This is a genomic window from uncultured Georgenia sp. (assembly GCF_937958535.1).
Lineage (GTDB): Bacteria > Actinomycetota > Actinomycetes > Actinomycetales > Actinomycetaceae > Oceanitalea.
On sequence record NZ_CALGNQ010000119.1, the window covers coordinates 1 to 8,562 of the forward strand.

Annotated in this window: 7 protein-coding genes, 1 tRNA gene and 2 pseudogenes; 1 reads left to right on the forward strand and 9 read right to left on the reverse strand. The window is 74.1% G+C overall.

The features are described from left to right. Together Q0195_RS06515 and Q0195_RS06520 are read right to left on the reverse strand one after the other, a co-directional pair. Positions 1-199: pseudogene (locus tag Q0195_RS06515) on the reverse strand (hypothetical protein); the annotation flags it as partial. Beyond that, entirely contained in the window at positions 196-477 is a 282-nt protein-coding gene (locus Q0195_RS06520) for a hypothetical protein (protein ID WP_299276134.1), read from the reverse strand. The pseudogene Q0195_RS06515 and the gene Q0195_RS06520, both read right to left, overlap by 4 nt. Positions 478-701: 224 nt before the next feature. Here Q0195_RS06520 and Q0195_RS06525 point away from each other — a divergent pair, with 224 nt between their 5' ends. Next, complete coding sequence (locus tag Q0195_RS06525) at positions 702-1,016, forward strand: hypothetical protein (RefSeq protein WP_299276136.1); 315 nt, start codon at positions 702-704, stop codon at positions 1,014-1,016. Positions 1,017-1,118: 102 nt separating this feature from the next. Here Q0195_RS06525 and Q0195_RS06530 read toward each other — a convergent pair whose 3' ends face one another. From Q0195_RS06530 to Q0195_RS06560, 7 genes and pseudogenes are all read right to left on the reverse strand, one after another. After that, the gene (locus Q0195_RS06530) at positions 1,119-2,279 is read right to left on the reverse strand and encodes an aminotransferase class I/II-fold pyridoxal phosphate-dependent enzyme (RefSeq protein WP_299276149.1); all 1,161 of its coding nucleotides are present in this window, start codon (positions 2,277-2,279) and stop codon (positions 1,119-1,121) included. A 54-nt stretch (positions 2,280-2,333) separates the two neighbouring features. Further along, positions 2,334-2,744 carry a YccF domain-containing protein gene (locus Q0195_RS06535; RefSeq protein WP_299276139.1) on the reverse strand — a complete coding sequence of 137 codons (411 nt, stop codon included), beginning with the start codon at positions 2,742-2,744 and terminating at the stop codon, positions 2,334-2,336. Positions 2,745-2,779: 35 nt separating this feature from the next. Then, complete coding sequence (locus Q0195_RS06540; protein WP_299276142.1) at positions 2,780-3,793, reverse strand: serine hydrolase domain-containing protein; 1,014 nt, start codon at positions 3,791-3,793, stop codon at positions 2,780-2,782. Positions 3,794-3,842: 49 nt separating this feature from the next. After that, positions 3,843-6,308 carry an excinuclease ABC subunit UvrA gene (gene uvrA / locus Q0195_RS06545; RefSeq protein ID WP_299276144.1) on the reverse strand — a complete coding sequence of 822 codons (2,466 nt, stop codon included), beginning with the start codon at positions 6,306-6,308 and terminating at the stop codon, positions 3,843-3,845. Between the two features lie 56 nt (positions 6,309-6,364). Further along, positions 6,365-7,813, reverse strand: a complete 1,449-nt coding sequence (locus Q0195_RS06550) for an HNH endonuclease (protein WP_299276147.1) — start codon at positions 7,811-7,813, stop codon at positions 6,365-6,367. Between the two features lie 226 nt (positions 7,814-8,039). Continuing rightward, positions 8,040-8,113: transfer RNA gene (locus Q0195_RS06555), tRNA-Pro, on the reverse strand. 154 nt (positions 8,114-8,267) lie between these two features. Beyond that, positions 8,268-8,562, reverse strand: a pseudogene (locus tag Q0195_RS06560) (hypothetical protein); the annotation flags it as partial.

Genomic DNA, 8,562 nt, shown 5'->3' on the forward strand with positions numbered 1-8,562 from the left:
CCTTGCTCGCGAACTTCAGCCGGTAGGCCACCGGGTAGAGGGCCGCGACGGCGGCGGCGAAGCTCGGGTCGGTGTTCGGGTCGCCGTGGCCGTCGACCATGAGGTACGCCGTCTCGGGCACCTCGACCACCCGGAACTCCCCCCGCCGCGCCCGGTAGGTGTCCAGGGCGCGTGTGAAGTCGACCTTCGTCGCGCTCACCGGGTCCCTCCGGGCGGTGGGAGTGCCGCGACGGCGTCCGGTCCGAACCCCCGGACGAGCAGGTAGCCCCCGAGGGGCAGCTCCCACGCGGCGATCAGCAGCGGTGCCCCGAGCAGCCGGGTGGTGACGAAGCCGAGGGCAGCGGTCTCGCGCTGCCGTCGGGTGACCGGATAGAGCACGACGGCGGTGGAGCTGCCCTGCCCGCTCACCAAGCCCGCTCCGTCGCGCAGCGGGTCGGACGGCCGGGTGGGCGCCACGGAGGGTGCGGTGGCGGTCATGGTGTGTCCTTCGCGACGAGGACGGCGGGAGCGCCTGGAATCCTGGCAGGGCCGTGCCGCCGTGTCGAGCACGTCGTCGGCTGTCCGACCCGTGAGATAATCGGGGTAGGCCTGGCGAGGACGCCGGCGCCGACCCCCGTCCGGACATCCGCGTCGCGGACGGTCGGCGCGCCCCGCCACGCCACCGTCCACCTGTGCCCTTGCTCCCTGTGACGGAGGTGTTCATGCAGACTCATCCCGACCTGGTCCCCGTCGAGCGCCGGACCGGGCGGAGCCAGGTCGCCTCGATGCTGGTGACCTTCCTCATCGCCGTCGCCCTCGTGCCCGGCACTGCCGTCCTCGCCCTGACCTGGCTCACCAGGGCGTTCGCGGCCGGGTGGGGGCCCGTGTTCGGCGGCGTCCTCATCGCCGCCACGTGGCCCGCGGTGGCCCGCGCGTGGCGCGAGCTCACCGGCCGTGCCCCGGGACGTCTCGTCGGCCTGCCCGGCTGGGTGTGGCTCGGCCTCGGCGGCACGCTGGCCTGCCGGCTGCTGTTCTGACGGAGCTGGGGGTCCCGGCAGACGGTGCCGGGACCCCGACGGTTGTGCCACCGCCCCCACACCCCGCACCCTGTGGGCATGTCCAACCGGCAGGCCTGACCGTCAGTGGGCGAGCCGTTCCTGGAAGCGCAGGATGCGGCGCACCGCCTCGTCGACGGCGTCGGCTCCGGCCGCGAAGGAGAGCCGGACGTAGTTGTGCCCGGTGGCGCCGTCGAAGTCCACGCCGGGGACGACAGCCACCCCCTCCGTCTCGAGCAGGTCGGTGGACCACTCGACGGACGACGCGTACCGCCCCAGGCGGTCCCCCAGCGCGGCGTAGAGGTAGAAGGCTCCGTCCGCGGGGGCCACCGGACCCCAGCCGAGCTCGGGCAGCCGGCCGAGCAGCACCTGCCGCGTCTCGGCGAGCGCGGCCACCCGCTCCTCGGCCTCGGCGTAACCTTCGTCGCTGAACGCCCCCTGCGCCGCGTACTGGGCCGGCGCGGGCGGGCACAGCGCGACGTTACCGGCCAGCGCGTCGACGCCGGCGAGCAGGTCCTGCGGGAGCACCGCCCAGCCCAGCCGCCACCCGGTCATCCCCCAGTACTTGGAGAACGAGGAGACCACGACGGCCGACTCCGTCCCGGGCACGTCGAGGGCGCACACCCCGTGCGCGTCCGGTGCCCCGGGGTCGGCGGGGTAGGTGATCCCGTGGTAGATCTCGTCGCTCACCAGGCGCACGTCGTTGGTTGCGCACCACGCCGCGAGGGCGGCCATACGGTCCCGGTCGATCATCGTCCCGGTCGGGTTGGCCGGCGAGGCGACGACGAGCCCGGCCACCCGGCCGTGCTCGCGCCGGACGTCGTCGAGCAGTTCGGGCGTGGGCTGGAACCCGACGTCCGCGCCGCACGCCACCTCGACCACGCGGCAGCCCAGCGAGGTGAGGATGTTGCGGTAGGCGGGGTAGCCGGGCCGGGCGAGGACCACGACGTCGCCGGGGTCGAACGCGGCGAGGAAGACGAGGAGGAAGGCACCGGAGGAGCCGGTGGTCACGGCGACCCGGTCGGCCGGGAGGTCCAGGCCGTACCACCGGCGGTAGTGCTCGGCGATGGCCTCCCGGACGGGGCGCAGCCCGAGCGCGCTGGTGTACCCCAGCCCGGAGGCCTCCGGGGTGGCGGCGAGGGCGCGGACCGCGCGGGGTGCACCGCCGGAGGGTTCCCCGGCGCACAGGGAGATGACCTCCCGGCCCGCGGCGCGCAGCTCGGCCACCCGGTCGAGGATGGACATCACCTGGAACGGCGGGACGGCGGAACGGGCGGAGACCTTCACGGTGCTGGCTCCTCAGGCCCGGCGCCCGGCCGCAGCGGCGTACGGGTGCCTGTCGGCGGGGACGATCTGCTGCCCGAGGGGCAGGAAGGCGAGCGGCACCATCTTCCAGCAGGCGATGCCGAGCGGGATCCCGACGACCGTGAGGCACAGGAGAAGCCCGGCGACGAGGTGGGCCACGGCCAGCTCCCAGCCGAGCACGAGCACCCACACGATGTTGCCGACGATGGTCACCACCCCGACGTCGTGCCGGAACACGGTGCGGCGCCCGAACGGCCACAGCACGAAGTTCGCCAGCCGGAACGCGGCGATCCCGAACGGGATGGTGACGATGAGGATGCACGCGGCCACGCCGGCGATGACGTAGAGGAGGGCCAGCCACCACCCGGCGAGCAGCAGCCACAGCACGTTACCCAGGGTCCGCATGGTGCCACCGTAGCCCTCCCCGCCGACGTGCTGGGTCAGCCGAGCTCCTCGTCGATCGCCGCCGCCAGGAACCGGATCACCGGCCACGCCCCCTCCGAGCTGTTGCCGAGCACGCTCACCGTGGTGCGGGACGCGGGAACGTGGGTCGACCGGAAGGAGACCCCGGCGTCGTAGCCCTCGAGCACCAGCGCCGGTGCCGTGCGGTGCAGCCAGAACCCCATCCCGTACCGCAGGTCCTCCTGCGGCACCCAGTGCCGGGGCCGGGTCATCTCGCGCACGCTCGCGGGGCTGACGATCTGCCCGTCGAGGAAGGCCCGCCAGAACCGGTGGAGGTCGGCCGCCGTGGTGAAGACCCCGCCGTCGCCGTTGCCGAGCACGGGCAGGTGCAGGGTGTTGACGAGGTCACCCCGGCCGTGGAGGTAGCCGAGCGCGGCGTCGCCGGGCAGCGCGTCGAGGGGGAGAAAGTCGGTGGCGGCGAGGCCGGCGGGCGCGAGGACCAGGCGCCGCACGACGTCGTGGAAGGTCTCGCCGGTGGCGCGCTCGAGGAGCACGGCGAGCACCATGTACCCACCGTTGCAGTAGGAGAAGCGCGCACCGGGCGGGAAGACCTGGCGGTGGCCGTCGAGCAGCGGCAGGAACGCCTCCGCCGTGGTGAGCGTGTGCACCGGGGCGGACAGGACGTGGTCGGTGACCTCCCAGTCGGCGTCCTCGTCGAGGTAGTCGCCGATGCCGGAGGTGTGGGTGAGCAGGTGCTCCACCGTGACGGCGTCGTCGACGAGGGGCAGGTCGGCGCCGAGCAGCTCCCGAGCGGGCTGGTCCAGCCGCAGCGCGCCGTCCTCGACGAGCCGCACCATCGCCAGCGCGGTGAACGCCTTGCTGCCGCTGGCGATCGCGATCCGCGTGTCCGGGGTCATCGGCGCGCCGAGCGCCCGGTGGCGGACCCCCTCGGCGCGCTCGACGGCACGGAGATCGCCGACATCCACCGTCACCACGCCGGTGAAGTCGTCCTCGGCGACGGCGGCGTCCAGCTCCTGCTCCGCGATGTGCACGGGTGGACGGTACGCGCCGCCGTCGCCCCGCGGTAGCGAATATGCGAGCTCAGGACAGCCCGAGCCGACGGGCCAGGTAGCGGGCGGTGATGCTGCCCGGCGCCGTGGCCACCTCGGCCGGGGTGCCGGTGGCGACGACGCGTCCGCCGGCGTCGCCGCCACCGGGGCCCAGGTCGACGACCCAGTCCGCGGAGGCGATGGTGTCCAGGTCGTGCTCGACCACGACGACGGTGTTCCCGGCGTCGACGAGGCGGTGCAGCTGGTCGAGCAGGAGGGTGACGTCGGCGGGGTGGAGCCCGGAGGTCGGCTCGTCGAGGAGGTAGAGGGCGTGGTCCCGGCGCGCCCGCTGGAGCTCGGTGGCGAGCTTGATGCGCTGGGCCTCGCCGCCGCTGAGCTCGGTGGCGGGCTGTCCGAGCCGCAGGTACCCCAGGCCGACGTCGCGGAGCGTCTGCAGGCTGCGGGCGGCGGCAGGGACGTCGCCGAGGAAGTCCGCGGCCTCGCCGACGGACATCTCCAGCACGTCGGCGACGGTGCGGCCCCGGTAGCGCACCTCGAGGGTCTCCGGGTTGTAACGGGCCCCGCGGCAGGCGGGGCACGGCGCGTACGTCCCGGGGAGGAAGAGCAGCTCGACGGCGACGAAGCCCTCGCCCTGGCACGTCTCGCACCGCCCCTCGGGGACGTTGAAGGAGAACCGGCCGGCGGTGTAGCCGCGGGCGTGAGCCTCGTCGGTGGCGGCGTAGAGCCGGCGGACGACGTCGAAGAGCCCGGTGTAGGTCGCGAGGTTCGAGCGTGGGGTGCGGCCGATCGGTCGCTGGTCGACGACAACGAGCCGGTCGACGGTGTCCAGGCCGGTGGCGGCGCCCAGGCCGACGTCGCCGTCGGTGGTGTCCTCCTCCGGGGTGCTGCCGAGGTGTCGGCGCACGAGCTGGGCGAGCACCTGGGTGACGAGGGTCGACTTCCCGGACCCGGACACTCCGGTCACCGCCGTCAGGATGCGTAGCGGCACGTCGACGGAGACGTCGCGCAGGTTGTGCCGGGTGACACCGCGTAGGTGCAGCCAGTCCTGGGTGACGCGCCTGCGTCGCTCACGGGGCCGTGCCTCGCCGAAGAGGAAGGGGCGGGTGGCCGACTGCTCGACCTCGGCCAGGCCCTCCACCGGACCGCTGTGGAGCACCCGTCCCCCACCGGATCCTGCCCCGGGCCCGATGTCGACCAGCCAGTCGGCGCGACGCACGACGTCCATGTCGTGCTCGACGACGACGAGCGAGTTGCCCGCCGCCCTGAGCTGCTCGAGGACGTCGATGAGCGCCTCGGAGTCGGCCGGGTGGAGGCCGGCGGACGGCTCGTCGAGGACGTAGACGACCCCGAAGAGCCCCGAGCGCAGCTGTGTGGCGATCCGCAGCCGCTGCGTCTCCCCGGGTGAGAGCGTGGTCGAGGACCGCCCGAGGCTGAGGTAGCCGAGGCCGAGGTCGAGGAGCACCTCGATCCGCCGCAGCAGGTCGGCGCTGATCCGGACCGCGACCTCGGTGGACTCACCGGACTCAGCGGTGGGGGTGGCGGCCTCCGGCTCGGTGAACTCCGCCACGGGGCGCAGCAGCTCGGCGACCTCGGTGAGCGGCAGGTCGTTCACCTCGGCGATGGTGCGACCGGCGAAGGTCACGGCGGCCGGCTCCGCACGGAGCCGGCTGCCCCTGCAGTCGGGGCAGGTGACGCTCCGGACGAAGCGCATGGCTCGGTCCCGCATCCGCTGGTTCCTGGAGCCGGCGAGCACGTGCATGACGTGTTTGCGGGCGCTCCGGAACCGCCCGCGGTAGCCGTGCTCGAGCCGGTCTGGTTCGGGGGCGACGACGACGGTCGGCTGCTCGTCGCTGAAGAGGAGGAAGTGGCGGTCCTCGGGGCTGAGCTCGCGCCAGGGTCGGTCGACGTCGATCCCGAGACCGGTGACGACGCTACGTAGGTTGCGGCCCTGCCAGCCGCTGGGCCAGGCGGCGATGGCGCCGTCGCGGATGCTGAGCGAGGGGTCGGGGACGAGGAGGTCCTCGGTGACGTCGTGCACCACCCCGAGCCCGTGGCAGCGCGGGCAGGCCCCGGCCACCGTGTTCGGTGAGAAGGCCTCGGCATCGAGCCGCTCGGCGCCCTCGGGGTAGGTGCCTGCCCGCGAGTAGAGCATCCGCAGGAGGTTGGAGAGCGTGGTGATGGTGCCGACGGTGGACCGTGCGCTCGGTGCGCCCCGTCGCTGCTGGAGTGCGACGGCGGGCGGGAGCCCGGTGATCTCGCGGACACGCGGCGCACCCACCTGCTGAAGCAGCCGGCGGGCGTAGGGGGCCACCGACTCGAAGTACCGGCGCTGTGCCTCGGCGTAGATGGTGCCGAACGCCAGCGAGGACTTCCCGGAGCCCGAGACACCGGTGAACACGACGAGCGCGTCCCGCGGGATCGCGACGTCGACGTTGCGCAGGTTGTGCTCGCTCGCACCCCGCACGCGCACGAACGGGTCAGACGCCTCCACCGACACCACGGCAGGCTACCCAACGTGCCCGGCCGGGCGACCGTCCGGGCCGGGCAGCGGTGTCAGGCGGCCCGGGACCGGATGACGGTCCACCCGTACGGGAGCGACCCGCGCCGCTCGTCACCGATGGGGGTGATGTCCGGGTCGTCCCGGTGACGCCCGGGAAGAGCGGGCGCGACCGACACGTACCGGTGGCCGGTGGGCGTGGTGACCTCCACGACATGGCCGTCCCCAGGTCCGGCGCGGGCCCGCCACCCCGGCGCCTCCTTGACGTAGTTGCAGGCCTCACAGGTGCCCTCGAGGTTCTCCCCGCTGGTGGGCCCACCCTCCGCGAAGGGGACGATGTGGTCGTGGTGCCGGATCGGCGCTCCGCACCACGCGGAGCGGCAGCCCTGGTCCCGGGCGTCGACGAAGCGGGCGAGCCCCGACGGTGGGGTCCGGCGACGGGAGTCCATCTGCACCAGCTGCCCTGTGGTGGGGCTGGTGAACAGTCGGCGCAGCCAGAGCTCGGTGCTGTGGTCGGCCTGCCGGCCGCCGAGGCGGTCGCCGACGAGCCGCCGTGCCCAACCGGCGGGGACGGGCCCGTACCCGGGGACCACGGCGGGCTCGCCGTCGCCCCGCAGGAGGGTGCGGTCGGTCATGACGAGCTGGATCTCGACGGGTGTGGCGTCGGCCGTGGACTGCCCGGTGACACGCTCGACGAGGGTGTCGGCCATGACCTGCCCGCGGCTGCGCGGATCACCCTGGGCGCGGGCGGCGTCGGCCGCCCGGGTGAGGGCGGCCAGCACGGCCACGCCCTGTGCCACCGGGAGCAGGCCGGTGAGGTAGCTCATCGTGTCCGGCGCCGGGCGCAGCGTGACGCACCGCTCCCCCTCCGCGCGCCGGGCCCGGCGGACCACCGACTCGGCGTCGAGGCGGTAGGCCACCTGCTTGGCCCGGGCGGTGAGCTGCCGGTCGCCCAGCCGTTCGAGCTCTGTCCGGTCCGCGGCGACCTCGACGTCGAACGCCCTCCGGTCCTCCAGCGTCAGCGTCGCCGACTCACGGACCAGGATGGTCGCCCGCCACTCGCTGATCACCCCCGCCGTCAGCGCGGCGTGGGTGTGCGGCATCTCCCGGACGAGGGCCTTCGCCAGCCCCAGGAGGCGGCCGCCGCGGTGCGGTGACTCGCGACGGGCGAGCGCAACCTGGGCACCGACTCCCTTACCCCGCTCGCGGGCGGGCAGGCCGGCTCGGGCCTGTTCCTCACGTTGCGAGACGTCGAGGTCGACAGCGATGCGCGCCTGCGCGGCAGCGGCCGCGGCCTTCAGCTCCTCCAACGCCCGGAGCTGGTCGACCCGCTCGGCGTCCGTGACGTCCCGGTCGATCTCCGCCAGCGCCTCCCGCCATCGGGCCAGCTCCCGGACGGTCACAGCCGTGGCCGGCAGCCCTGCAGCCGGCACGGCCCCGGGCACCGGCCCGGCGGCGGTCTGCTCCGCCGCCTGCTGGGTGCCGTCCCGGGTCGCTGCGTCCATGTGATCCACGCTACATACGACCACCGACATTGCCCGTTGCGCCGCTGACGGCCCCCGGTACCGCCGGTCGTTCGTGATGGCTATCCGCCCCGGCGCCCCCTGACCCGCAGGCTCGCCGGACACCCGTCCGCACCTGAGGGCGACCATGTGCCGTGGCGTGCCCCCGCACCCGGCGTGACATGCGAAAGGCCCGGACCGCTCTGCGGTCCGGGCCTCAGGACATCTGTCGGGCTGGCGGGATTTGAACCCACGACCCCTTGACCCCCAGTCAAGTGCGCTACCAAACTGCGCCACAGCCCGTCTGGCTCGCGAACGAACCTGAACGAGGATACCGCAGGTTCGGGCCCCGACCGTACTCCGCGACACCCCTGTGCGTGGCGTCACACCGCGCGCAGCACCAGGCGCTCCCTCCGCCTGGTGCTGCGTCACCACGCGCCACGTGGTACCGGCCCGCTCAGTGCGCGGCCCCCTCGCCCGCCTGCTCGAGCCGGACCTTCTCGGCGGCCACCACACCGAGCGCCAGCAGCGCGACGACCATGACCGCGGTCGCCTCCCACGGCGCCAGCCGGTACAGCCCGACGAGCGTGACGAGCAGGACGAGCAGCAACGCCCGGCGCAGCACCTGGAACGCCTGGTACCGGTTGCGCCCGAGCGTCCGGAAACCCCACGTGGCGACGGCGACGGCCGCCGTCGACGACCCGGCCACCAACCACCGCGCCCACCGCGGCTCGTCCTGCAGCACCGCCACC